The organism is Catenulispora pinistramenti, assembly GCF_018274385.1.
In the GTDB taxonomy this organism is placed as follows: Bacteria; Actinomycetota; Actinomycetes; order Streptomycetales; family Catenulisporaceae; genus Catenulispora; species Catenulispora pinistramenti.
The window spans coordinates 1-23,172 of record NZ_JAAFYZ010000180.1 but is presented as its reverse complement, the minus strand read 5'-3'; the positions used below and the strand labels follow the sequence as shown (position 1 = coordinate 23,172).

The 23,172-nt window shown below is 69.0% G+C and carries 22 protein-coding genes; 15 read left to right on the top strand and 7 right to left on the bottom strand.

All coding sequences use genetic code 11. The features are described from left to right. The 3 genes from KGQ19_RS36135 to KGQ19_RS36125 all read right to left on the bottom strand — a co-directional run. Positions 1 to 2,124 (bottom strand): MMPL family transporter (locus tag KGQ19_RS36135; protein ID WP_212017738.1); only part of this gene is annotated, 2,124 nt, incomplete at its 3' end. Positions 2,125 to 2,202: 78 nt separating this feature from the next. After that, positions 2,203 to 2,880 (bottom strand): response regulator, encoded by a 678-nt coding sequence (locus tag KGQ19_RS36130; protein ID WP_194898688.1) that lies wholly within the window; start codon positions 2,878 to 2,880, stop codon positions 2,203 to 2,205. A 58-nt stretch (positions 2,881 to 2,938) separates the two neighbouring features. Beyond that, on the bottom strand, positions 2,939 to 4,060 hold the full coding sequence (locus KGQ19_RS36125) for a sensor histidine kinase (protein WP_212017736.1): 1,122 nt from the start codon (positions 4,058 to 4,060) through the stop codon (positions 2,939 to 2,941). Positions 4,061 to 4,175: 115 nt separating this feature from the next. Here KGQ19_RS36125 and KGQ19_RS36120 point away from each other — a divergent pair, with 115 nt between their 5' ends. The 10 genes from KGQ19_RS36120 (at position 4,176) to KGQ19_RS36075 (ending at position 13,469) form a co-directional block, all read left to right on the top strand. Further along, on the top strand, positions 4,176 to 4,862 hold the full coding sequence (locus KGQ19_RS36120; RefSeq protein WP_212017734.1) for a DUF1707 SHOCT-like domain-containing protein: 687 nt from the start codon (positions 4,176 to 4,178) through the stop codon (positions 4,860 to 4,862). A 434-nt stretch (positions 4,863 to 5,296) separates the two neighbouring features. Further along, positions 5,297 to 5,518, top strand: a complete 222-nt coding sequence (gene infA, locus KGQ19_RS36115) for a translation initiation factor IF-1 (RefSeq protein ID WP_012785186.1) — start codon at positions 5,297 to 5,299, stop codon at positions 5,516 to 5,518. A gap of 118 nt (positions 5,519 to 5,636) precedes the next feature. Then, positions 5,637 to 5,750, top strand: coding sequence for a 50S ribosomal protein L36 (rpmJ, locus tag KGQ19_RS36110; RefSeq protein ID WP_009740505.1), 114 nt, complete (start codon positions 5,637 to 5,639; stop codon positions 5,748 to 5,750). Positions 5,751 to 5,901: 151 nt separating this feature from the next. Continuing rightward, the gene (gene rpsM / locus KGQ19_RS36105; protein WP_194898686.1) at positions 5,902 to 6,282 is read left to right on the top strand and encodes a 30S ribosomal protein S13; all 381 of its coding nucleotides are present in this window, start codon (positions 5,902 to 5,904) and stop codon (positions 6,280 to 6,282) included. Between the two features lie 75 nt (positions 6,283 to 6,357). Further along, positions 6,358 to 6,768: a 30S ribosomal protein S11 gene (rpsK, locus tag KGQ19_RS36100; protein WP_012785188.1), complete on the top strand. Its 411-nt coding sequence runs from the start codon at positions 6,358 to 6,360 to the stop codon at positions 6,766 to 6,768. A 20-nt stretch (positions 6,769 to 6,788) separates the two neighbouring features. Continuing rightward, the gene (gene rpsD / locus KGQ19_RS36095; RefSeq protein ID WP_212017732.1) at positions 6,789 to 7,415 is read left to right on the top strand and encodes a 30S ribosomal protein S4; all 627 of its coding nucleotides are present in this window, start codon (positions 6,789 to 6,791) and stop codon (positions 7,413 to 7,415) included. Positions 7,416 to 7,515: 100 nt separating this feature from the next. Beyond that, the gene (locus KGQ19_RS36090; RefSeq protein ID WP_012785190.1) at positions 7,516 to 8,541 is read left to right on the top strand and encodes a DNA-directed RNA polymerase subunit alpha; all 1,026 of its coding nucleotides are present in this window, start codon (positions 7,516 to 7,518) and stop codon (positions 8,539 to 8,541) included. 118 nt (positions 8,542 to 8,659) lie between these two features. Next, the gene (rplQ, locus tag KGQ19_RS36085) at positions 8,660 to 9,190 is read left to right on the top strand and encodes a 50S ribosomal protein L17 (protein ID WP_212017730.1); all 531 of its coding nucleotides are present in this window, start codon (positions 8,660 to 8,662) and stop codon (positions 9,188 to 9,190) included. A gap of 178 nt (positions 9,191 to 9,368) precedes the next feature. After that, positions 9,369 to 10,223, top strand: coding sequence for a tRNA pseudouridine(38-40) synthase TruA (truA, locus tag KGQ19_RS36080; protein WP_212017728.1), 855 nt, complete (start codon positions 9,369 to 9,371; stop codon positions 10,221 to 10,223). A 231-nt stretch (positions 10,224 to 10,454) separates the two neighbouring features. Next, positions 10,455 to 13,469 carry a phospholipase D-like domain-containing protein gene (locus KGQ19_RS36075; protein ID WP_212017726.1) on the top strand — a complete coding sequence of 1,005 codons (3,015 nt, stop codon included), beginning with the start codon at positions 10,455 to 10,457 and terminating at the stop codon, positions 13,467 to 13,469. Positions 13,470 to 13,520: 51 nt separating this feature from the next. Here KGQ19_RS36075 and KGQ19_RS36070 read toward each other — a convergent pair whose 3' ends face one another. From KGQ19_RS36070 to KGQ19_RS36060, 3 genes are read right to left on the bottom strand one after another with little or no spacing between them, the layout of a single operon-like run. Next, positions 13,521 to 14,060: a DUF6886 family protein gene (locus KGQ19_RS36070; protein WP_212017724.1), complete on the bottom strand. Its 540-nt coding sequence runs from the start codon at positions 14,058 to 14,060 to the stop codon at positions 13,521 to 13,523. 12 nt (positions 14,061 to 14,072) lie between these two features. Continuing rightward, positions 14,073 to 14,585, bottom strand: coding sequence for an NADPH-dependent FMN reductase (locus tag KGQ19_RS36065; RefSeq protein ID WP_212017722.1), 513 nt, complete (start codon positions 14,583 to 14,585; stop codon positions 14,073 to 14,075). A 48-nt stretch (positions 14,586 to 14,633) separates the two neighbouring features. Beyond that, on the bottom strand, positions 14,634 to 15,614 hold the full coding sequence (locus KGQ19_RS36060; protein ID WP_230419964.1) for a methyltransferase: 981 nt from the start codon (positions 15,612 to 15,614) through the stop codon (positions 14,634 to 14,636). Between the two features lie 177 nt (positions 15,615 to 15,791). On the opposite strand from KGQ19_RS36060, the gene KGQ19_RS36055 reads away from it, so the two are divergent. The 4 genes from KGQ19_RS36055 (at position 15,792) to glmM (ending at position 20,196) form a co-directional block, all read left to right on the top strand. Continuing rightward, the gene (locus KGQ19_RS36055) at positions 15,792 to 17,453 is read left to right on the top strand and encodes an ABC-F family ATP-binding cassette domain-containing protein (protein WP_212017719.1); all 1,662 of its coding nucleotides are present in this window, start codon (positions 15,792 to 15,794) and stop codon (positions 17,451 to 17,453) included. A 230-nt stretch (positions 17,454 to 17,683) separates the two neighbouring features. Then, positions 17,684 to 18,127: a 50S ribosomal protein L13 gene (gene rplM, locus KGQ19_RS36050; protein ID WP_194898227.1), complete on the top strand. Its 444-nt coding sequence runs from the start codon at positions 17,684 to 17,686 to the stop codon at positions 18,125 to 18,127. 39 nt (positions 18,128 to 18,166) lie between these two features. Beyond that, complete coding sequence (rpsI, locus tag KGQ19_RS36045; protein ID WP_413563189.1) at positions 18,167 to 18,703, top strand: 30S ribosomal protein S9; 537 nt, start codon at positions 18,167 to 18,169, stop codon at positions 18,701 to 18,703. Between the two features lie 149 nt (positions 18,704 to 18,852). Next, complete coding sequence (gene glmM, locus KGQ19_RS36040) at positions 18,853 to 20,196, top strand: phosphoglucosamine mutase (protein WP_212017717.1); 1,344 nt, start codon at positions 18,853 to 18,855, stop codon at positions 20,194 to 20,196. Positions 20,197 to 20,421: 225 nt separating this feature from the next. Here glmM and KGQ19_RS36035 read toward each other — a convergent pair whose 3' ends face one another. Then, the gene (locus KGQ19_RS36035) at positions 20,422 to 21,741 is read right to left on the bottom strand and encodes an ATP-dependent 6-phosphofructokinase (protein WP_212017716.1); all 1,320 of its coding nucleotides are present in this window, start codon (positions 21,739 to 21,741) and stop codon (positions 20,422 to 20,424) included. A 213-nt stretch (positions 21,742 to 21,954) separates the two neighbouring features. Here KGQ19_RS36035 and KGQ19_RS51380 point away from each other — a divergent pair. Further along, a partial coding sequence (locus tag KGQ19_RS51380) for an ABC transporter ATP-binding protein (protein ID WP_212017713.1) occupies positions 21,955 to 23,172 on the top strand: 1,218 nt, incomplete at its 3' end.

Genomic DNA, 23,172 nt, shown 5'->3' with positions numbered 1-23,172 from the left:
CGTCCCCGTCGTCCCCGCATCCGCACCCGCCGCCGCCTCCGCGATCCCAAACCGCGCATGCACCCCGCGCAGCACCCGCGGCGCCCACCAAGCCCCCTCGCCGAGCAGCGCAAGCACCGCAGGAACCAGCAGCATGCGCACCAACGTGGCATCGATCAGTACCGCGAGGGTCAAGCCGAAGCCGAACTCCAGGATCGGGGCGGCGCCGCCGGTCATGAAGCAGGCGAAGACGATCATCAGCAGGGCCGCCGCGCAGGTCACCACCCGGCCGGTGTGCCGCACGCCGGTGACCACCGCAGCGCGGGCGTCCTCGCCGGCCAGGCGGGCTTCGCGGATGCGGCCGAGGATGAAGATCTCGTAGTCCATCGACAGGCCGAAGGCGACCGCGATCATCAGTGGCGGCACCGTCACGTCCAGCGCGCCCAGGCCGCCCTTCGTCCCGGCGCCGAAGAGGCCCGCGAAGTGCCCCTGCTGGAAGACCCACACCATCGCGCCCAGTGCCGCGCCGATGCTCAGCAGGTTGGTCAGCACCGCCTTGAGCGGGATCAGTACTGAGCCGGTGAACAGGAACAGCAGCACGAACACCGACAGCAGTACCACTCCGATGGCGTAGGGCAGCCGGTCGACCAGCATCCGCCGGTAGTCCACCAGGTGTGCGCTGTCGCCGGTGACGTAAGCCCCCTGATGCTCGCTCCGGATCGTCCGCACCAGCCCCGTCGCAGCCTTCCCGTCGACCGTCCCGGTCGGCGTCAGGTGCAGCACCGCGCTGCCGTCCGGATACGTCTTCTGCGTCGCGTCGGCCACTCCCGGCAGCGACCGCAGGTGCGCCAGGTAGTCCGGCCGCGCGGCGCCGCCCTCGACCAGTACGTCCACCGGGCTCGTTGTGCTCTGCCCCGGGAAGTGCGCCACGCTCAGGTCGTACGCCTGCCGCGACTCCGAACCCGCCGGCAGTTCGCGGGCGTCGCCCGGGGACAGCGTCATGGCCATGACCGGCGTCGCCACGGTCACCAGTCCCGCCACGATCGCCAGCAGCACCGGAAGCGGCCGCCGCACCACCCCGGCCGCGACCCTCCCGAACCATTGCCCCTGAGCCCGCCGCGCGCTCGTCGGCTTGATCCGGTGTCCGAACTTTGCCAGCAGCGCCGGCAGCAGCGTCACGGCCGCCAGCATGTCGACCGCCACCACCGCGGTGGCCGCCAGCCCCATGCTCCGCAGGAACGGCGCCGGGTACACCACGAGCCCGACCAGGCTGACCGCGACCGTGAGACCGGAGAAGAAGACCGTCCGTCCGGCCGCGGCGACCGTCCGCCGCACGCACGAGGCGATATCCGCCGTCCCGCCCCGCTCCTGCTTGAACCGCGTCACCATCAGCAGCGCGTAGTCCACCCCCAGCCCCAACCCGAGCATCGTCGTGATCTGCACCGAGTACACCGACAGATCGGTCGCGAAGCTGAACCCGTACAACACCAGGAACGTCGAGGCGATCCCGCAGACGGCCAACACCAGCGGCAACGACGCCGCCAGCAGCCCGCCGAACACGACCACCAGCAGCACCAGCACCACCGGCAGCGAGATCATCTCGGCCTTGCTCGCATCGGACTGCGCGGTGTGGTTCAGCGCGTCGCCGGTCAGGGGTCCGCCGCCGACCCGCACCTCGAAGTCCGGACCGGCGATGGCGTGCAGCCGCGCCTGAGCCGCCTTCAGGGCGACGTCCTCATCCCGCGAGGAGATCCCGCTGACGAACGTCACCGGAATCGCGACCGCCTGGCCGTCCCCGGTCGCGCCGGGCGTCTGATACGGATCCGGCACCCGCGCGACCCCGGGGATCCGGCGCAGGTCCGCCACGGCGGCTGTGACGCGGTCCCGCAGGCCCGGGTCGGCGGCGATCGCCCGGCCGGGAGTCGTCGAGGCCACCACGCCGTCGACGGTGTCCGATCCGGGGTCCAGCTTGGTGATCCGGTCGGCGCTCACCTGGGACTCGCTGCCCGGCACGTTCGCGCCGAGCCCCCCGAGCTTGCCGAACACGGTCCCGCCCAGGCCGATGCCGACCACCAGGACCACGGCCCACACCGCGATCACGGCGCGAGGCCGGCGGATGGCGAGTTCTGCAGCGCGTCTCAACATGCCACCACTGTCCGGCGGACCGCAGGGTCCTGTGATCCCGCGTGGGAGGGGACCGGGCGTCTAGGTAGATCGGGGGAGTCATCCCTCCGAAGAGGGAGTCACCAGCCCGCTTTCGTAGGCGAAGATCACGGCGTGCACCCGGTCGCGCAGGCCCAGCTTCATCAGGATGTTGCTGACGTGGGTCTTCACCGTGTGCTCGGTGACGAACAGCCGGGCCGCGATCTCGGCGTTCGAGGCGCCGCGGGCGATCAGCTGCAGCGTCTCGTGCTCGCGCGGGGTGAGCGTGCCGAGCCGGGCCGAGGGCGCCGCCGCCGGGTCGCCGGCCTTGGCCGGGCGCCGGGAGGTGACGTCGGCGATCAGCCGCCGGGTCACCGACGGGGCCAGCAGCGAGTCCCCGGCGGCGACCACGCGGACCGCGTGCACCAGGTCGTCGCGGCGCACGTCCTTGAGCAGGAACCCGGAGGCGCCGGCGTAGAGCGCGTCGTAGACGTACTCGTCCACGTCGAAGGTGGTGAGCATGAGGATCCGGGTGCCGCCCTCGGCGGTCACGGCCCGGGCCGCCTCGATCCCGTCCATCACCGGCATCCGCACGTCGAGCAGCACGACCTCCGGACGCAGCGAACGCACCAGCGCCACCGCCTGCGCGCCGTCGCCGGCCTCGCCGACCACCTCGATGTCCGGCTGCGCGTCCAGGATCATCGCGAACCCGCTGCGCACCAGTTCCTGGTCGTCGGCCACTACCACCCGAATCGCCACGTCCGCTTTCTACCAGGCGCGGGGGACGGGTGTCTCTCCCCGGCCTGCCCAAGGCGGCTCACTGCCCCGAAGGGATGACCGCCGTCAGTGCGAACCCGCCGGTGTCCGGCGGCGACGTCCAGCTCAGCGCACCGCCCACCGGCGCCAGCCGCTCCCGCAGCCCGGACAGCCCGTGCCCGCCGTCGGCCGAGGCGTCGGCCAGCCCCCGGCCGTTGTCCGCCACGCTGATCTCCAGCATGCTCGGCGACCAGGTCAGCCGGACCTCGGCGCGCGAGGCCCGGGCGTGTTTCAGGGTGTTGGTGAGCGCTTCCTGCACCACCCGGTAGGCGGCGGTCTCGGCCCCCGACGACAGCGCCGAGGCGCTGCCGGTCTGCTCGACGCGCACCTGCAGCCCGGTGCGCCGGACCTGGTGCACCAGCTCGTCGAGGTCGGCCAGGGTGGGCAGCGGCCCGCGTCCGGCCTCCTCCCGGTCCGACTGCAACGTGCCGACCAGTCCGCGCAGCTGCGCCATCGCGTCCCGGCCGGCGGCCGAGATGGCCTCGAACGCCGCCTCGGCCCGCTCCGGCTTGTCCCGGATGAACAGCGGCCCGGCCTCGGCCTGCACCACCATCAGCGCCACGGCGTGCCCGACCACGTCGTGCATGTCCCGGGCGATCCGGGCCCGCTCGGTCCGCAGCGACCGGTCGGCGCGCACCGACAGCGAGTCGCGCTCGGACTGCATCAGCACCCCGAGGAACAGCGAGGTCATGCTGAGCGTGAAGGTGATGAAGAAGTCCCCCGGATTGCCCATCTGTTTGTGCAGGTACTCGGCGGTGACGTTGCCGACCATGTAGATGCCGACCATGACCGCCCGGGTCCGGCCGCGCAGCACCGAGCCGATCGTGTACTCCACGACCAGCACCGCGAACGGGAACGGCTGGGCCGGGTGCACGAACGCGGTGACGACCAGCGTCAGCGTGCCGGTGACCACGGCCACCGGGACCACATGGGTCTCGCGCCACAGCAGCGGGACGATGGTCGCGGTCTCGAGCAGATACCGCCACGGTCCCCAGGTCACGACGCCGGGGATGAGGTACGTGCCGCTGTTCAGGAGCAGCACGATCACGGCGACCAGGACGTCCTCACGCCGTGGCCGCCGCGGCCGGAATGCGCGGATCAGGTGCGCGCCGGTGCTCAGCACATGTCCGATCATGCTCCACCGGGAGTAGCGATACCTCCCTCCTCAGGGGGATCCTGGTGCGGGGAAGCTGCGGTACAGTCGAGATATGTCGCGAGTCAGTTGGGGAGTCACGCAGATGACGACGCAGGGTGGGGCCTCGTTCGATCCGGAGATGCGGGCCGGTGATGCCGACCGCGAACGACTCGTCGAGCAGCTGCGCGAGCATCACGCCGCCGGCCGGCTGACGCTCGAGGAGTTCGACGAACGGATGACGAAGGCCTACGACGCCAAAACCTACGGTGAGCTGCGCGCGCTCACCCGGGACCTGCCGGTGGACCTGGCGGATCCGAGCCTGGGGCAGGGTGCGCGGCCCACCACGCCGCCCGGGGGCATGCCGCACCCTGGTGGCATGCGGCACCCCGCCGGTATGCCGCCGCGCGGCCCGGGTCAGCGGCCGTTCGAGCTGCGGCGCGACGAGTCCGGCCGGATGCAGATCAACATCGACAACCAGGTCATCTCCGACCGCATCAACGAGCACTTCGACCGGCACAACCAGCGGTGGCAGCGCGGCCTGGAGCGCCGCGAGCAGCGCTGGTCGCAGCAGCAGGAGCGCTGGCAGCAGAAGGCGGCCGCGCGGCGCGGGCACCACCACCACGGCATCGCCTCGTTCAGCACCTGGCTGTCCATGGCGGTGCTGCTCACCGGGATCTGGCTGGTCGGCAACCTGGCCGGCGGCGACAACTGGGGCGAGTTCTGGCCGGCCTGGCCGCTCGGGATCTTCGGCGCGCTGATGATCGCCCGCAACATCAACCGCCGCGACTGACTCGGCTGACCGCCCGGGCCTGAAGGTGCTGGGCAGGTGCTGGGCAGGTGTTGAGCTGGTGCTGAGCAGGCTTTGAGCAGCGACTGGGCAGCGACTGAGCCGTCGGATCGCGACTGACCGCCGGCTGGCCGCCGGCCGGCCGCGACCGGACCATCCGGTCGCGGCCTTCTGCTGTCCCGTGGTGTCGCCGAGACGAACGGGGCGGGAATTTTCGCCACCCGCTGCCGGTTTCACGTCAGGTGCGGGCGGGGTACAAAGCCCCGGTTTCGCGTTCTGCGAGTGTTCGGCGTACACTGGCGTGTCGGCTCCGTGTGGAGTGGTCCTGGTGTGCCCCCGCGGCTGGGTCAATGAGCACACTATTCCGGACTACCACTTGCTCCTGTCGCCGGATCCGACGCGGCAGTAGACACCCTTCTGAAGGAGATTGAAGGAACTTGGCCAAAAAAGAAGGCGCCATCGAGATCGAGGGCACCATCATCGAGTCCCTGCCCAACGCGATGTTTCGCGTTGAGCTGGCGAACGGCCACAAGGTCCTCGCGCACATCTCCGGCAAGATGCGGATGCACTACATCCGGATCCTTCCGGACGACCGGGTCGTCGTCGAGCTGAGCCCGTACGACCTGACCCGTGGGCGCATCGTCTACCGCTACAAGTGATCCGTACTAGCGGCGAACGCTAGTAGGTCACGTTTTATCGAGGCTCACCACGCTCAAGGTGGTGGGCTGCCTTTCGGTGTTCACGCACCGGACGACCGATACCCATTAAGGAACCATCATGAAGGTCAAGCCCAGCGTCAAGAAGATCTGTGACAAGTGCAAGGTGATCCGTCGCCACGGCCGCGTCATGGTGATCTGCGAGAACCTGCGCCACAAGCAGCGTCAGGGCTGAGCTGAAGTAACCCGCAGCGTCCCGACCCCGCGGGCTCCCGCCATAGAGCTCACGGATGAGACCCCCGGCCCGGAGGCTGGGGACCTGGTCAGGCACCAGGAACGGCGCTGCATCGACACCTCCGGATGAAACAGAAACAGGAGCCTGCCTGATGGCACGTCTCTCTGGTGTGGACATCCCCCGCGAGAAGCGGCTGGAGATCGCCCTCACCTACATCTACGGCATCGGCCGGACCCGCTCGCAGAAGACGTGCGCGGAGACCGGTATCAACCCCAACACGCGCGTGAAGGACCTGACGGAGGACGACCTCGTCAAGCTCCGCCAGTGGATCGACACGAACTACCGCGTCGAGGGCGACCTGCGCCGTGAGGTCCAGGCGGACATCCGCCGCAAGATCGAGATCGGCTGCTACCAGGGCATCCGGCACCGCAAGGGCCTGCCGGTCCATGGTCAGCGCACCCACACCAACGCGCGTACGCGCAAGGGCCCGCGCAAGGCCATCGCCGGCAAGAAGAAGGCCGGCCGGAAGTAGTCCAGCCACGGACCGGAACCTAACTGGTTTGTCAGTGGCCCGGACCGATCACCTCAATCAGGAGAACCCAGCACAATGCCTCCCCAGAGCCGTAAGGCCGGCGCCAAGGCTCCCAAGCTGCGCCGCAAGGAAAAGAAGAACGTCGCCCACGGGCACGCTCACATCAAGAGCACGTTCAACAACACCATCGTCTCGATCACCGACCCGCAGGGGAACGTGATCGCCTGGGCGAGCTCGGGTCAGGTGGGCTTCAAGGGCTCGCGCAAGTCGACCCCGTTCGCCGCTCAGATGACCGCCGAGGCCGCCGCCCGCCGCGCCATGGAGCACGGCATGAAGAAGGTCGACGTGTTCGTCAAGGGTCCCGGCTCCGGCCGTGAGACCGCCATCCGGTCGCTGCAGCAGACCGGCCTGGAGGTCGGATCCATCAACGACGTCACCCCTTCGCCGCACAACGGTTGCCGTCCGCCGAAGCGCCGGCGCGTCTGAGCTAGGAGAGAAGAACAAACATGGCCCGTTACACCGGCCCCGACTGCAAGCGCTGCCGCCGCGAGAAGACCAAGCTCTTCCTCAAGGGCAGCAAGTGCGATGGCCCCAAGTGCCCGATCGAGATCCGCCCGTACCCCCCGGGCGAGCACGGTCGCGGCCGCACCAAGGAGAACGAGTACCTGCTCCAGCTTCGCGAGAAGCAGAAGACCGCCCGCATCTACGGCGTTCTGGAGAAGCAGTTCCACGGTTACTACGTGGAAGCCAACCGCAAGAGCGGCAAGACGGGTGAGAACCTGCTCCGGATCCTGGAGTCCCGTCTGGACAACGTGGTCTACCGGGCCGGCTTCGCCAAGTCCCGCGACCACGCCCGCCAGCTGGTCCGGCACGGCCACATCCTGATCAACGGCCACAAGGGGAACATCCCCTCTCTGCGCGTGTCGCCCAGCGACATCGTCGAGGTGCGCAAGGAGAGCCTGGAGCTCACCCCGTTCGTGGTGGCCCGCGCCGAGGCCGGCGAGCGTCCGGTCCCGGCCTGGATCGAGGTCATCCCGTCGAAGATGCGGATCCTGGTCCACTCCCTCCCGGAGCGCGCTGTCATCGACACGCAGGTCCAGGAGCAGCTGATCGTCGAGCTCTACTCCAAGTAGTAGCTCGTCTCCGGTGGGACACTACTTGTGTGGTGTCCCACCGGTGCACCATCCCGTGGTCGGTATATAGCGGCCGACCCAGGCAACGGAGGTTACAAGCGTGCTTATCGCACAGCGCCCCACCCTCACCGAGGAAATCATCGATGAGTACCGCTCGCGGTTCCTCATCGAGCCGCTGGAGCCGGGCTTCGGCTACACCCTCGGCAACTCGCTGCGCCGGACGCTCCTGTCGTCCATCCCCGGCGCGGCGGTGACGTCCATCCGGATCGACGGCGTGCTCCACGAGTTCACCACGATCCCGGGTGTGAAGGAGGACGTCACCGACCTCATCCTGAACATCAAGCAGCTGGTCGTCTCCTCGGAGATCGACGAGCCGGTGACCATGTACCTGCGCAAGCAGGGCCCGGGCACCGTCACCGCCGCCGACATCGCCCCGCCGGCCGGCGTCGAGGTCCACAACCCCGAGCTGATCATCGCCACGCTCAACGGCAAGGGCAAGCTCGAGATGGAGCTCACCGTCGAGCGCGGCCGCGGCTACGTCAGCGCGGTGCAGAACAAGCAGGCGGGCCAGGAGATCGGCCGCATCCCGATCGACTCGATCTACTCCCCGGTCCTGAAGGTCAAGTACGACGTCGAGGCCACCCGCGTCGAGCAGCGGACCGACTTCGACCGCCTGGTGCTGGACGTGGAGACCAAGCAGTCGATGCGCCCGCGCGACGCCGTGGCGTCGGCCGGTAAGACCCTGGTCGAGCTGTTCGGTCTGGCCCGCGAGCTGAACATCGAGGCCGAGGGCATCGACATGGGCCCGTCCCCGACGGACGCCGCCCTGGCCGCCGACCTGGCGCTGCCGATCGAGGACCTGGAGCTGACCGTCCGGTCCTACAACTGCCTCAAGCGCGAGGGCATCCACACCGTGGGTGAGCTCGTCGCCCGCAGCGAGGCCGACCTGCTGGACATCCGCAACTTCGGCGCGAAGTCCATCGACGAGGTCAAGGTCAAGCTGATGAGCATGGGTCTGGCCCTGAAGGACAGCCCGCCCGGATTCGACCCCTCGCTCGTGGTGGACAACCAGTACGACGAGGAAGAGGACCTGGACTCCGGCTACGCGGAGACCGAAGAGCTGTAAGGCTTCACAGCCGGGCCGCCCGACACGGGCGGCCCGGTTTGCGGCGCCGGGCGTCCCGTCCGCCGCCATCAAGATCCCGGGTACCTGACACGGCCCGAGACACCAAGGAGAAGAAGCAATGCCCCAGCCGAAGAAGGGCGCCCGCCTCGGCGGCTCCCCGGCCCACCAGAAGCTGATCCTGGCGAACCTCGCCAAGGCGCTCTTCGAGCACGACAAGATCACCACCACCGAGGCCAAGGCGCGCCTGCTGCGTCCCTACGCCGAGCGGCTGATCACCAAGGCCAAGAAGGGCGACCTGCACAACCGTCGCCAGGTCCTGGCCGTGCTCCGCGACAAGGACATCGTCTTCCGCCTGTTCGACGAGATCGCGCCGAACTACGAGAACCGTCCCGGCGGCTACACCCGCATCATCAAGGCCGGCAACCGCAAGGGCGACAACGCCCCGATGGCCGTGATCGAGCTGGTCGAGGCGCTGACCGTGCAGCAGACCGCGGTCCGCGAGGCCGAGGCCGCCACCCGCCGCGCGACCAAGGAGAAGGCCGAGAAGGCCGCCGCCCCGGCCGCCGAGGTCGTGGAGGAGACTCCCGCCGTCGAGGCTGAGGCCGAGGCTGCTGAGGCCACCGAGGCTGAGGCCGCTGAGAAGGAGTAAGTCCTTCTGGTTTGGGAAGCCCGCCGTCTCTTCGGAGGCGGCGGGCTTTCGCTATTTGCCGTAGTGGTAGCGGGCTTGGAAGATCACGTTGTCGTCGCACCGCATCGCCTACCCGGCTCAGTGGCTGTTCGCCGATCCGCCGCGACCATGCATTGCGCCGACCCGCCACAATGGGTTGATGAGCACCGAGCCGCCCCCCGGCCACACCCGCATCCGCCTCGACCTCGCCTACGACGGCACCCGCTTCTCCGGGTGGGCGATGCAGCCGGGGCGGCGGACGGTGTGCGGGGAGCTGACCTCGGCGCTGTCGACCGTGCTGCGCCAGCCCGTGACGCTGGTCGTCGCCGGCCGCACCGATGCCGGGGTCCACGCCAGCGGCCAGGTCGCGCAGTTCGACGTTCCCGTCGAGCTGTGGGCCGAGCACGAGGAGCGGCTGCTGCGGCGGCTGGCCGCGGTGCTGCCGGCGGATGTGCGCGTCTGGTCCGCGGTGGTGGCGCCGGCCGGGTTCGACGCGCGGTTCGCGGCGATGGGCCGCCGCTACGCCTACCGCGTCACCGACGCTGCCTACGGTCCGCACCCGCTGCGCCGCAACGACGTCACGTGGCACCCGCGCGCCGTGGACCCCGTCCTGATGAACGAGGCGGCGGCCGGGCTGCTCGGCGAACACGACTTCGCCTCGTTCTGCAAGAAGCGCGAGGGCGCGACGACCATCCGCTGCCTCAAGCGCCTGGTGTGGACTCGCGAGGCGCCGACCTCGCTGACGCCGACCGGGCTGCTGGTCGCCGACGTGCGCGCCGACGCCTTCTGCCACTCCATGGTCCGCTCCCTGGTCGGCGCGCTGCTGGCGGTGGGGGAGGGACGGCGGCCGGTCGGGGATCCGGGGCGGATCCTGGCCGAGCGGGTGCGCTCGCCCGAGGTGAAGGTGGCGCCGCCGGAGGGGCTGACGCTGGAGGAGGTCGTCTACCCGCCGGATGCGGAGTTGGCGGCGCAGCAGCAGAAGACGCGCCGGATCAGGGTGCTGGAGTCGGACTGAGCGTGGCTCTTCGACTGCCGACGTGCTCGACCGGCAGTCCGGCCTTTCCCTGATCCGTGGCGCCGGTCCACTCAAAAGATGCATTCTGCTTTGTTATGGCGTGGCGTGCCGTCTTCATAACGTTATCAAAGGGATCATTCTGTTCATCACCGATGAAACAGGAGAATCCCCTTGGTACGAAGCGGCCCGGGCATTGCGCCGACCGCGCGGCAGACACGTGTCAGAACCACGATGTCAGTGCTGTGCGTCCTCACGCTCGCCCTCCTGGAACTGGCCGCCGTCCCGCAGGTCCGGGCCGCGAGCGCCCCGGCTGCCGCCGCTCAGGCCGTCGCCGTCCCGCCCGGCACGTACCTCTACGTCGGGAACAGCGGCGACAACACACTCTCGGTCGCCAACACCGCGAACCCGACCGCGACGGTCCCCGGCAGCCCGATCGCCATCGGCGCCCCCGAGGCCGTGGCGGTCACCCCCGACGGGGCCAAGGCCTACGTGGCGGGCAACAACGGCGGCATCTCCGACGTCGACACCGCCACCGACACGGTGACCTCCACCCTGTTCTCAGGCCCGAGCCACCTCGGTATCGCGATGGCCGTCGACGGCCGGCACGCCTACTTCACCAACTCCCGGGCCGGCACGGTCTCGGTGCTCGACACGTCGTCCGACACCGTCACCGGGACCATCCCCGTGGGGCGCAACCCGTACGGCATCGCGGCGGCTCCCAACGGCCGGCACCTCTACGTCGCCGACAACGTCTCGAACGCGGTGTCCGTCGTCGACACCGAGACGAACGCCGTCGCCGACACGATCCCCGTGGGCGTCGCGCCGATCGCCGTCGCGGTCACCCCCGACGGGAGCAAGGTCTACGTCCCCAACGCCACGAGCGGCACGGTGTCCGTGATCAGCACGGTCGGCGCGGCGAAGGACAAGGTCATCGCCACCGTCCCGGTCGGTACTCAGCCGTTCGGCGTCGCGATCACCCCGGACGGGTCGCACGCCTACGTCGAGAACTTCGGCGGGAACACGGTCTCGGTGATCGCCACCGCCACCGACACCGTCAGTTCCACGGTCACCGTCGGGACGCACCCGTACGCGGCCGTCGCCTCCCCGGACGGATCGCGGGTCTACGTCGGCAACAGCGACTCGAAGTCGGTCTCGGCGATCGACACCGCGACCGGCGCCGTGAGCTCCTTCCCGGTCGGCGCCCACCCCGGCGGCCTGGCGATCGGCAGGGTGGTCACGAAGGCTGTGACGCCCTACCTGGACGCGGTCGAGGCCAAGCTCAGGCAGTCCTCGCCGGGCCTGGAGCACACCGTGTGGGAGCGTACCGACGGCAACGCGTTGGACCCCGCGGATCCGGCCGACCCGACCTCCTGGATCCTGGACGTCCCGGGCTGTTTCGGCAAGAACCCGTGCAAGGACAGGCCGGGCATGAACCGGTTCCTCGGGAAGATCGTCGCGAACCTGTCGGCGGCCAAGCACACCATCGACATCTCCGCCCTGGGCCTGCCGGAGTTCCCGGGCTCACTGCGCTTCGGCATCATTCCCGGTATCGCGTTCCCCGACGGGGGCTACTACGAGTCCATCGTCCAGGGCACTCGCAACGCGCTGGCCGGCCAGCCCGCCGGAAGCCACCTCCAGGTGCGCTTCCTCATGGGCGCGGGCTACCTGCCCTTCTCGGGGGACGCTCCGGGCTACGCCACCAAGTTCGTCAAGGACGTCACCCAGGGCCTGTCCGCCGGCTACGCCCAGCGGCTGTGGGTCAACGTCGCCGAGATGACCACTTCAGCGGCGGTGACGGCCAAGATCTACACCGGGCCGCACACGGTCGTGCTCCCCACCCTCGACGGGGCGACACCGTCGTGGAACCATTCCAAGCTCTACGTGGTCGATGGGGACACCGCCCTCACCGGCGGCATCAACCCCTTCTCCCAGCAGTACATCGACACCCCCAAGCCGGTCACCGACATGATGATCGCGGTGAAGGGGCCGGCGGCCTCGTCGGCGGGCAAGTTCCTGAACCGTATGTGGCGCTGGGTATGCGGCCGGCGCAAGGCGCGTTCGGGGGACATGGAGGGTGTTTGGCTCGGAGCGAACACCGGCTCTCCCTGTCTTCAGAACTTCCCAGCGACGGACACTGCGATCCCGGGAAGCGAACCGGTCCTGTCCGTCGCCAGCCTCGGGGTCGGCGTGCAGGTTAAGGACCCGGCCTCGACCTTCCAGTTCCCCGCGATCACCGATGTGCAACAGGCGAACTGCCTGGCCCTCAGCGGCTCTTTCAAAGATCTGATCAACAACGGCCAGTGGGCCACCGGCACCGATGCCCGCGACTTCTACACCGTCAACCCCGACCTGGTCGCCCAGCACGCCCTAGTAGAGGCGGCGAAGAGCTCGATCATCCTGTCCCAGCAGGACGTGTTCGGCGGATGCTACGGCAAGCTGCCCTTCTACCGCCTGCCGTACATGGACTTGCAGCTGTTCGATGACCTGGCCCGCAAGATGGCCCAGGGCGTCAAGGTCCGCATCGTGGTCTCCACTCCCCGGCAGCCCGACGACTACTCGGTCCTGGACAGCTTGGAGCAGGAAGAGGAAGGCCTCCGGCAGCGCGTCATGGTCGTCACCGGCATGGACGAGTCGCAGGCCACGCAGCTGATGCACCGTACCTTGCAGCTCGCCTCGCTCAGGACCAGCGAGGGCGGCACCTGGGAGGGGAAGCAGAACGGGATCACCTGCAAGCAGGGCAGCGACAGTTGCACCTACGCCTTGCACACCAAGCTCGTCATGGTCGACGACAAGGCGTTCTACATCGGCTCCCGCAACCTCTACTCGGCGATGGAGCAGGATCACGGCTACATCATCGAGGACGCGGCCGCGGCCCAGCAGCTGCGTCAGAAGTTCCTGGACCCGGAATGGAAGTTCTCCAAGGACACGGCGATTGTCGACTGGACGACGGCCTCCGGTACCTGGCCCCGCGTCGACAGCGTCATCCAATTGTGGGCGCCGGACGCCGACCAGCCGACGGTGGAAGTGGGGGCGACTACCCAGAAGGGCGGCTCCTACACGGTCGAGTGGGGCGACGGCACCTCCAGCGACGGCGAATCCGGACAGGTGGCCTCCCACCTCTACTCGGAGGGATTCGGCAGCTACGTCATCACCCTGCACGACAAGACGACCGGGGACTTCTCCACGCAGACGGTCATCCTGGCCAAGCAGGGATGCACCTTCTGCACGGGTAACGATCCGCACTGAGAACCGGGCCGGGAATCCCCAGCCTTCAGCGCATCGTCGGTCGGCGCCGCCTCACTCAGGCGGTGCCGGCCGGGCGTTCCGCAGCCGGATCCCGCTGAACTCCAGCGTCGAGGTGACCACCCGCGCCCAGAAGGGGAGCAGCGTCGGCAGCACCTTGAGCTGGATACCCGCCTGCTCATGCAGTGCGAACAAGTCGCCCACGGGCTCCGCCGGCCCGAGCGGACGCACCTCGTGCTCGGCCACATGGGCGTGGACTGGTTCGCCGAACGAGCGGAAGTCCCGTGCGTCGAACCGGTACGCGTACAGCTCCGTCGTCCGCATCCGCTCCAGCCACCCGTACTCCACTGCGTGTACCCGCAGTCCGCCTCCGGGCCCGATGATGCGTTCCCGATCCGCGTCCGTCGTCTCCGGCGTGACCCACGCCAGAGCCCGCGGGCACTGGCGTGGGAACCAGTAATCCGGCGCGCGGTCGTAGTCGACGGCCCAGACATACGCCTCCGGCTGCTGAGCCGTGGCGGCGACATGCGGTACGAAGCGGGCGATGGTCGGGTCTTCCGAGAAGTGCAGGACTTGTCCAGGCTCCGGTCGCATCCGACTCTTCTACTACACGCCTGCTGTATCAGCACCCGCATTACGTAGCGCCGTCAGCGCCGCGCTAATACGTTCCCGCGCGTCGGGATCCGCTATTGCGATCCGCACGCAGGCGTCCTCCACAATCGCCGCGCCGGTGTACTGCAACACCATCCGCAGCGTCTCCACCGCACCCTCGCCACGCCCCGGGTTCGCAGCGTTGATCCACCCGGTCGGCTTGTCGCAGATCTCAGTACCGCCGACTGTCCAGTCCAACAGGTTCTTGAACGAACCCGGCAGCGTCCCGGCGTACTCCGGTGTGCAGACCAGCACCGCATCCGCCTCCGCTATAGCGCGGCGCAGTCCGGCGACCGGCTCAGGGAGCGGATCCGCATCCAGGTCCGGGTTGAAGTGCGGCAGATCCCCGAGTCCTTCATAGAACACAGTGCTAAAGGGTTCCTCCGCCACCTCCTGTACCAACCGCAGCATGGCCTCGTTAGAGGAACCCTTGCGTACCGACCCGCAAAGCAGCAGCACCTGAATCATGCGGACGACGCTATGCCACTCGCGCGCTCGACCCGCAGCGGCGCGGTGTCAGCGCGGTTCGGCCTCGAGGATCAGGTAGGGGCTGGGGGTGGGCACGATGCGGTCGAGGGTGAACCCGGCGCTGTCCAGCAGGTCGCGGAACTCCTGCTCGGTGCGCTCCTTGCCGCCGAGAATGCCGAGCATGGACAGGTCCAGTGCCTTGACGGGGTGCGGCTGGTCGCCCGGCGGGACCAGCCCTTCGAGGATCAGCAGCCGCGCGCCCGGCGCGGCGGCCGCGGCGATGGTGCCGAGGATGCGTCGGCAGTCCTGGTCGCTCCAGTTGTGGAGGACCCAGCCGAGGAGATAGATGTCCGCTGTGGGCACAGCGGCGAAGAAGTCGCCGGCGACGAACTCCACGCGGTCGGCGAGCTCGGCGGCGGCCGGGGACGATTGGGCGGCCTCGATCGTGGCGGGCAGGTCCAGGACGATACCGCGCCGCGTCGGATCGTCGTCGTGGTCGAGCAGTTCGGCCAGCATCCTGCCTTCGGCCCCGCCGATGTCGGCGATCACGCCTCCGGGCGGGAGGCGGTAGCCGTCGAACATGCCGGCGCGCAGCGTCGTGGCAAAGGTCCCCATGGCCTGGTTGAACAGCTGCACCCGTGCGGGGTCGGCGGCGAGCCAGTCGAAATAGGGCATGCCGTAATACTTCTCGGCGGCGGGCTGACCGGTGCGCAGCGTGTGCCGCAATTCGCCGAACGCCGGATAGTGAAACTCCCCGCTGGCCCGCGCGACGCTGTGCAGGGAGTGAGGGTGCTTTTCCGAGAGGGTGGCTCCGAGCGGAGTGACGCTCACTCGTTCACCGTCCGTGGTGAACACGCCGACCGGCGCGAGGCAACGGATGAGCCGGCGCAGCGCATCGGGGTCGGCGTTCGTACGCTCGGCCAACGCGGTCACCGTGCTCGGGCCTTCCTGATCGAGGATCGTGGGCACACCCAGATCGGTGATCACGAACAGCGCCTGGGACACCTGGAAACCGCCCAGAAGCTGCATCATGGCCCCGATCGGCGGAAGACTCGCGGCAGCGTCCTGCTCAGACATCTCGTCCTACTTCCATTCTCGATCAGAAGGTCCCTTGCGCACCGCCCCCCAAAGCAGCACCATCTGAACCGTGCGTACGACGCTATAACCACTCGCGCGCGGACGCGTTCTTCATTGAGACTGCTCAACATGGGCCATATCGACGTCAACAGCCTCCAGTACCACCTCCCGGACGGCCGCGTCCTGCTGGAGGACGTCTCCTTCCGCATCGGCGACGGTGACAAGGCGGCCCTGATCGGCGCCAACGGAGCCGGTAAGACCACGCTCTTGCGCCTCATCGCCGGCGATATCGAGCCGACCGGCGGTGCCGTGGTCCGCTCCGGAGGTCTCGGCGTGATGCGGCAGTTCGTGGACCGGAAGGCCGGGGAGGGAGAACAGCCGCCGACCGTCCGTGCGCTCCTGCTCTCGGTCGCACAGCCCGCTCTGCAGAAGGCCGCTGTAGAGCTGGAAGCGGCCGAGCTGGCGATGATGGAGGACGACTCCGAGCCCACCCAGATGCGTTACGCGCAGGCGCTCGTCGACTGGGGCGACGCGGGCGGCTATGAGGCGGAAACCCTGTGGGACACCTGTTGCACCATCGCTATCGGCATCCCCTACATCCAGGCCCAGTTCCGCGCCGCCTCCACTCTCTCTGGAGGAGAACAGAAGCGGCTGGTACTGGAGTCCCTATTGCGCGGGCCGGACCAAGTGCTCCTGCTGGACGAGCCGGATAACTTCCTGGATGTCCCGGGTAAGCGGTGGCTGGAAGAGGCCATCAACGAGACTCCCAAGACGGTGCTGTACGTCACCCACGACCGTGAACTCCTCGCGGCCACCGCCAAGAAGATCGTGACCGTGGAGGCCGGTTCCGGGGGCGGTGTCGGGGGATCGGTATGGATCCACGGCGCCGGCTTCGCCAACTATCACGAGGTCCGCAAGGCCCGCTTCGACCGCTTCGAAGAACTCCTGCGTCGTTGGGAAGAGGAGCACCGCCGCCTCAAGAACCTCGTCAATGAGCTCCGCCAACAGGCGAAGGTCAGCGAAGTCATGGCCGCCAAGTACCGGGTCATGTGCGGACGCCTTGAGAGGTTCGAGCAGGCGGGTCCGCCTCCGGCGCCTCCGCGCGAGCAGACAGTGAAGATGCGCCTAAAGGGCGGCCGTACTGGAGTCCGGGCCTTTGAGTGCGTGGATCTGGAGCTCACCGGACTCATGAAGCCCTTCTCTACAGAGGTCTTCTACGGGGAACGGGTAGCGGTTCTCGGAGGGAACGGCTCAGGGAAGTCCCACTTCCTCCGCCTCCTCGCGGGAGAGGACGTTGCCCACACCGGCACCTTCAAGCTCGGCGCGCGCGTCGTCCCCGGACACTTCCGCCAGACGCACCGTCAGCCGGCCCTGGAACAGAAGACTCTCCTGGAGATCTTGTGGGAGGAGTTCTCCTTCCAGCGCGACAACGCGTCTCCTACGCTCGCCCGCTATGCGTTGAACAACCAGGCGGAACAGCGCTTCGGCAACCTCTCCGGCGGCCAGCAGGCCCGGTTCCAGATCCTGCGCCTGGAGCTGACCGGCTCCACGATGCTGTTGCTGGACGAGCCCACCGACAACCTGGACCTGATGTCCGCCGACGCGCTGGAGGCCGGGCTGGAGGCGTACCAGGGCACCGTGATCGCCGTCACCCACGACCGGTGGTTCGCCCGGGGCTTCGACCGGTATCTGGTGTTCGGGACCGACGGCCGGGTCTACGAGGCGCCCGAGCCGGTGTGGGACGAGCGGCGGCCGGACCGCAGGCCGGTCAAGTCCGGTGTGAAAGCCTAAGGGGCACCCCTGAAGTGCTCAGGCCGTCATGAGCACCTTCGGTCATCGGGTAAGCTGGTGCTTCGGTGCGTTCATCAACCCGTCCGTACAGGCCCGACTCCTTGGCGTTGCATCTGAGGAGATGGGAAGTCGGGCGAGGCGACTCGCGCCTTTAGGCATGCCTTGTACTCACGACACCGGCGTGCTTCTTCACCGCGTAAACGTCTACGACACACGCCAGGAGCATTTCCGTGCGTACGTACAGCCCCAAGCCCGGTGACGTGCAGCGTCAGTGGCACGTCATCGACGCCCGTGATGTCGTCCTCGGCCGACTCGCCTCGCAGACCGCGCACTTGCTGCGCGGGAAGCACAAGGCGATCTTCGCGCCGCACGTCGACACCGGCGACTTCGTGATCATCATCAACGCCGAGAAGGTGCACCTTTCCGGCAACAAGCGCGAGGACAAGCTCGCCTACCGGCACTCCGGTTACCCGGGCGGTCTGCGTTCGGTCAAGTACGGCGACCTGATCGACAAGGACCCGCGCAAGGCCATCGAGAAGGCCGTCCGCGGCATGCTGCCGAAGAACTCGCTGGGCCGCCAGCAGCTGACCAAGCTGAAGGTGTACCGCGGCGAGGAGCACCCGCACTCCGCGCAGAAGCCCGAGCCGTTCGTCATCTCCCAGGTCGCGCAGTAGTCCGGCCACTACCACTCTTCTTAAAACCAGAAAGGAACTGTGGCTGTGACCGAGGTCGACACCACCACCGAGACCGTTGACGAGTTCGCCGGTGACGGCGCCCCCGCCGCCGCCGAGGAGGAGCTCACCGAGTACACCTCGGAGACCCCCGCGGCCGCCGCCGCGCCGGTCGTGCGCCGCACGGCCAGCACCTCCGGGCAGGGCCTGGGCCGCCGCAAGGAGGCCATCGCCCGCGTCCGCATCGTGCCGGGCACCGGTCTGTGGAAGATCAACGGCCGGACCCTCGACGCCTACTTCCCGAACAAGGTCCACCAGCAGCTGGTGAACGACCCGTTCAAGGTCCTGGAGCTGGACGGCGCGTACGACGTCGTCGCCCGCATCGACGGCGGCGGCATCTCCGGCCAGGCCGGCGCGCTGCGTCTGGGCGTGTCCCGCGCGCTGAACGCGGCGGACGAGGAGAACAACCGGGCGACGCTGAAGAAGGCCGGCTTCCTGACCCGCGACCCGCGCGCCACCGAGCGCAAGAAGGCCGGTCTGAAGAAGGCCCGCAAGGCGCCGCAGTACAGCAAGCGCTAAATCGACGGAGCGTCCGCGCGCCGTCGCGGACCGCTTGGTGTCCGAACGCCCCGGGAGCATCCGCTTTCCGGGGCGTTCGTACGATGTTTCCGGCGGGCATACCGTCCCCTAGGGTTCCACCCTCCTGCCCCCTCTAGGAGAACGCGCATATGACCAGGCTTTTCGGCACCGATGGCGTACGCGGCATGGCCAACCGGGATCTGACAGCGGAGATGGCGCTGGACCTTTCGGTGGCGGCCGCGCACGTCCTGGGCGAAGTGGGGGCGTTCGAGGGGCACCGGCCCAAGGCGGTCGTCGGCCGCGACCCGCGCGCCTCGGGGGAGTTCCTGGAGGGCGCCGTCGTCGCCGGCCTGGCCTCGGCCGGGGTGGACGTGCTCCGGCTGGGCGTCCTGCCCACGCCCGCGGTGGCCTACCTCACCGAGTTCCTGGGTGCCGACCTCGGCGTGGTCCTGTCCGCCTCGCACAACCCGGCCCCGGACAACGGCGTCAAGTTCCTCGCCCGCGGCGGCCTCAAGCTGGACGACGCCCTTGAGGACGCCATCGAGGCCCGGATGAACGAGCAGTGGTCCCGCCCCGTCGGCGCGGCCGTCGGCCGGGTCAACGACTACCCCGAGGGCGGCGAGCGCTACATCGAGCACCTGCTCGACACCCTCCCCAACCGCCTGGACGGCCTGAAAGTGGTCGTCGACGAGGCCAACGGCGCCGCCTTCCACGTCTCCCCGGAAGTCCTGCGCCGCGCCGGCGCCGAGGTGATCGCCACCCACGTCGAACCCGACGGCCTGAACATCAACGACAACTGCGGCTCGACCCACCTGGACCAGCTCAAGGCCGCGGTCCTGGCACACGGCGCCCACGCCGGCATCGCCCACGACGGCGACGCCGACCGCTGCCTGGCCGTGGACGCGGCGGGCGAAGAGGTCGACGGCGACCAGATCCTCGCGGTCCTCGCCCTGTCCCTGCGCGACCAGGACAAGCTGGCCGGCGACACGGTGGTCGGCACCGTGATGGCCAACTTCGGCTTCAAGCAGGCGATGCAGCGCGAAGGCCTGAACTTCGTGGAGACCGCCGTCGGCGACCGCTACGTCCTGGAGGCGATGCGCGCCGGCGGCTACGTCCTGGGCGGCGAACAGTCCGGCCACGTCATCCTGACCGAACACGCCACCACCGGCGACGGCACCCTCACCGCCCTGCACCTCCTGGCCCGCATGGCGGCCACCGGCCGCTCCCTGGCCGACCTCGCCGCGGTGATGCACAAGCTCCCGCAGGTGATGATCAACGTCAAGGACGTCGACAAATCCCGCGCGGCCACCAGCGGCGAACTGGCCCAGGCGGTCAAGGAAGCCGAAGCCGAACTCGGCGAAACCGGCCGCGTCCTCCTGCGCCCCAGCGGCACCGAACCCCTGGTCCGCGTCATGGTCGAGGCCGAGGACGCGGAGCAGGCCCGCAGGCTCGCCCAGCACCTCGCCGACGTGGTGAAGACGGCACTGGGGTAAGGCGGTGCTGGGGTAAGACGGTGCTGGGGTAACCGGCACGTCTTCCGGACGGCGCGGGTGCGATGGCATCCGCGCTGGTGGTGGCTTCGCATGAATGTGTCAGCGGCGCGCGCTATACACGTATATGGGGGCGAATCGCCCTAACAGAATGCCGCGCTGCCCCGCCTTGCCGAAGTGGTCTGCCTCGCCGCGCTGATCGGCCCCTGATCAGCCCCTGATCAGCCCTCAAACCATCCGCTTAGGCTGCCCCGTAGTCTCCAGCACATTCATCCAAAGCTGCCCATGCGGATCCACCACATTCCGGCTGGCCGTAGTCAGCGCGATCGGCAGATGCACCATCCGCCCGCTCCACTGCCCGACCACCATCGACGTGAACCCGGCCATCCCCGCGTGCGTCGCCGCCTGCGCCAGCCGCGTGCAGTACACCGCGTCGAAGGCGTTCGCCGGCACCGAGCGGATCTCGTACCCGGGGTCCACGTAGCGCACCGACAGGGGCTCGTCCCCGAACGAATCGATGATCCGCTTCTTCAGCAGCCCGCCTATGTCGTTCAGCTTCGCGTTGCCCGAGGCGTCGGTCTGGTCGGAGGCCGGGAAGTGTTCCTGCCCCGCGCCCTCGGCGACCACGACCACCGCGTGGCCCTGCTGCTCGACCTTCTTCTTCAGCCGCGACAGGAACACGTCCACGTCGAACGGCACCTCGGGGATCAGCGTGAAGTCCACGTCGTGGCTGGCCAGGGTCGAGTAGCAGGCGATGAAGCCGCTGTGCCGGCCCATCAGCTTCACCAGGCCGACGCCGTTCTCCGTCGAGGACGCCTCTATGTGCGCCGCGCGGATGGACTGCGAGGCCTGGCCGAACGCCGTCTGGAAGCCGAAGGAGCGGTCGATCCAGGGGATGTCGTTGTCGATGGTCTTCGGGATGCCGACCACCGCGATGCGCTCCCCGCGCCCGCGCGCCTCGTCGGCCAGCTTCTGCGCGCCGCGCAGCGAGCCGTCGCCGCCGATGACGAACAGGATGTTCACGCCGAGGCGGACCATCGTGTCCACCCCGACCACCGGGTCCTGGTTGCCACGCGAGGTGCCCAGGATGGTGCCGCCGCGGTTCTGGATGTCGGCGACCGACTGCTCGGTGAGGACCACCGGCTCCGAGCCGTCGGTCAGCCCCTTGAAGCCGTTGCGGATGCCCAGGACGCGCTTGACGCCGTAGGCGCGGCCCAGGTGCAGGACCAGGCCGCGGATCACGTTGTTCAGCCCGGGGCACAGGCCGCCGCAGGTGACGATGCCCGCGGTCACCTCGGACGGTTCGAAGAACAGCTTCCGGCGCGGGCCGCCGGGGTTGAAGGCCGGCAGCGCGGCCACGTCCACCACGCGCTTCCTCGCTATGCCCTGCACGACGTCCAGCAGCACCCGGTCGGTCTCGGTGACGTAGTGCCACGTCTCCTCGCGCTCGCCGAGCAGGTCCGCGAGCGGGGTGTCGACGGTGCGCTCGCCCAGACGCGTGATGGCCAGATCATCGGAGGTGATGGTGAGAAGATCGGCCGTGTTCATGGCTTCACGCTAACAAGATTCACCGGATCCGCCGTCGCCGGTCCAGCATCCGACCGGGAGACCGGCGTGGGGACGGCCCGGTATCGCCCGCCGGGAGTAGGCCCGCAGGCCGATGGCTACTCCCGGCGGGTTATGCCGTCATCCTTGCGGGCTACGGGTACCGGCGACTTCAAGCTGAAGCGCGGGGCCCCGCCTTCTCTCTACGGTGGGACTATGACCACAGCCACGACATCGGCGGCCGCCGCGGCCGTCCCGGCGGCCACCACCGCCGTGATCGAGGCGTCCGGCCTCACCAAGCGCTACAACGGCGCCACCCGGGGGGCGGTGACGGCGCTGGACGGGCTGACGCTGTCCGTCCCGGCCGGCGTCATCGGGCTGGTCGGGGCGAACGGCGCGGGCAAGTCGACGATGATCAAGATCCTGCTCGGCCTGCTGGCGCCGTCCTCCGGTTCGGCCTCGGTGCTCGGCTACGACGTGGTCGACCAGGCCGAGCGCATCAGGACCCTGGTCGGCTACATGCCCGAGCACGACTGCCTGCCGCCGGACGTGACCGCCACCGAGTTCGTCACGCACATGGGCCGCATGGGCGGCCTGCCGGCCACCGCCGCCAAGGAACGCGCCGCCGAGTCGCTGCGCCACGTCGGCCTGCACGAGGAGCGCTACCGCCAGATCGGCACCTACTCCACCGGCATGAAGCAGCGGGTGAAGCTGGCCCAGGCCCTGGTCGGCGACCCGCGCCTGCTGCTGCTGGACGAGCCCACCAACGGCCTGGACCCGGCCGGCCGGGAGTCGATGCTGGAGCTGATCGAGCGGATCGGCGCCGAGTTCGGCATCTCCATCCTGGTCGCCTCGCACCTGCTCGGCGAGATCGAGCAGATCTGCGACTCGCTGGTCGCCATCGAGTCCGGCAAGCTGCTGCGGGCCGCCTCGATGTCCGCCTTCACCAAGGCCAGCGCGGTGCTGGCGGTCGAGGTCGACGAGGGCGCGGCCCGGCTGGCCGCCGCGTTGAAGACCGCCGGGCTCAGCCCGCGCCGCGACGGCCGGGCCCTGCTGGTCCGCCTCGGCGGCACCGAGGAGGAGGCCGACCTGGTCTACGACGCCATCCGGGACGCGGTCGCCGACCTCGGGCTGCCGCTGAACCGGCTGGAGCGGCGCCGGCACCGGGTCGAGGAGCTGTTCGCCGACGAGGACTTCGACGACCTCGAAGATCTCGCCGGCCTGGACACCGCTGCGCTCGCTGCTTCCGGCCCGGGTACGGGCACCGGCCCCGGCGATGGCTCTGGCACGGGACCCGGCTCCGCGACCTCCGAAGGCGCCGCCTCCGCAGCCGCTGCTGGGCCTTCGGTAGCCGCACCCGCCGAAGCCGCCGCCGAACCTTCGGCACCCGCCGCCGAATCCACCAGCCCCGCAGCCGACCCCAAAGCACCACCA

Excerpts from the sequence above, each read along its gene's own strand:
- rplQ (WP_212017730.1), top strand. The coding sequence starts at position 8,660 with ATGCCCCAGCCGAAGAAGGGCGCCCGCCTCGGCGGCTCCCCGGCCCAC.
- KGQ19_RS36060 (WP_230419964.1), bottom strand. The coding sequence starts at position 15,614 with ATGCAGCTTCTGGGCGGTTTCCAGGTGTCCCAGGCGCTGTTCGTGATC.
- KGQ19_RS36055 (WP_212017719.1), top strand. The coding sequence starts at position 15,792 with ATGGGCCATATCGACGTCAACAGCCTCCAGTACCACCTCCCGGACGGC.
- KGQ19_RS36035 (WP_212017716.1), bottom strand. The coding sequence starts at position 21,741 with ATGAACACGGCCGATCTTCTCACCATCACCTCCGATGATCTGGCCATC.
- rpsM (WP_194898686.1), top strand. The coding sequence starts at position 5,902 with ATGGCACGTCTCTCTGGTGTGGACATCCCCCGCGAGAAGCGGCTGGAG.
- KGQ19_RS36065 (WP_212017722.1), bottom strand. The coding sequence starts at position 14,585 with ATGATTCAGGTGCTGCTGCTTTGCGGGTCGGTACGCAAGGGTTCCTCT.
- rpmJ (WP_009740505.1), top strand. The coding sequence starts at position 5,637 with ATGAAGGTCAAGCCCAGCGTCAAGAAGATCTGTGACAAGTGCAAGGTG.
- KGQ19_RS36075 (WP_212017726.1), top strand. The coding sequence starts at position 10,455 with ATGTCAGTGCTGTGCGTCCTCACGCTCGCCCTCCTGGAACTGGCCGCC.
- KGQ19_RS36070 (WP_212017724.1), bottom strand. The coding sequence starts at position 14,060 with ATGCGACCGGAGCCTGGACAAGTCCTGCACTTCTCGGAAGACCCGACC.
- truA (WP_212017728.1), top strand. The coding sequence starts at position 9,369 with ATGAGCACCGAGCCGCCCCCCGGCCACACCCGCATCCGCCTCGACCTC.
- rpsK (WP_012785188.1), top strand. The coding sequence starts at position 6,358 with ATGCCTCCCCAGAGCCGTAAGGCCGGCGCCAAGGCTCCCAAGCTGCGC.
- KGQ19_RS36120 (WP_212017734.1), top strand. The coding sequence starts at position 4,176 with ATGACGACGCAGGGTGGGGCCTCGTTCGATCCGGAGATGCGGGCCGGT.
- rpsD (WP_212017732.1), top strand. The coding sequence starts at position 6,789 with ATGGCCCGTTACACCGGCCCCGACTGCAAGCGCTGCCGCCGCGAGAAG.
- glmM (WP_212017717.1), top strand. The coding sequence starts at position 18,853 with ATGACCAGGCTTTTCGGCACCGATGGCGTACGCGGCATGGCCAACCGG.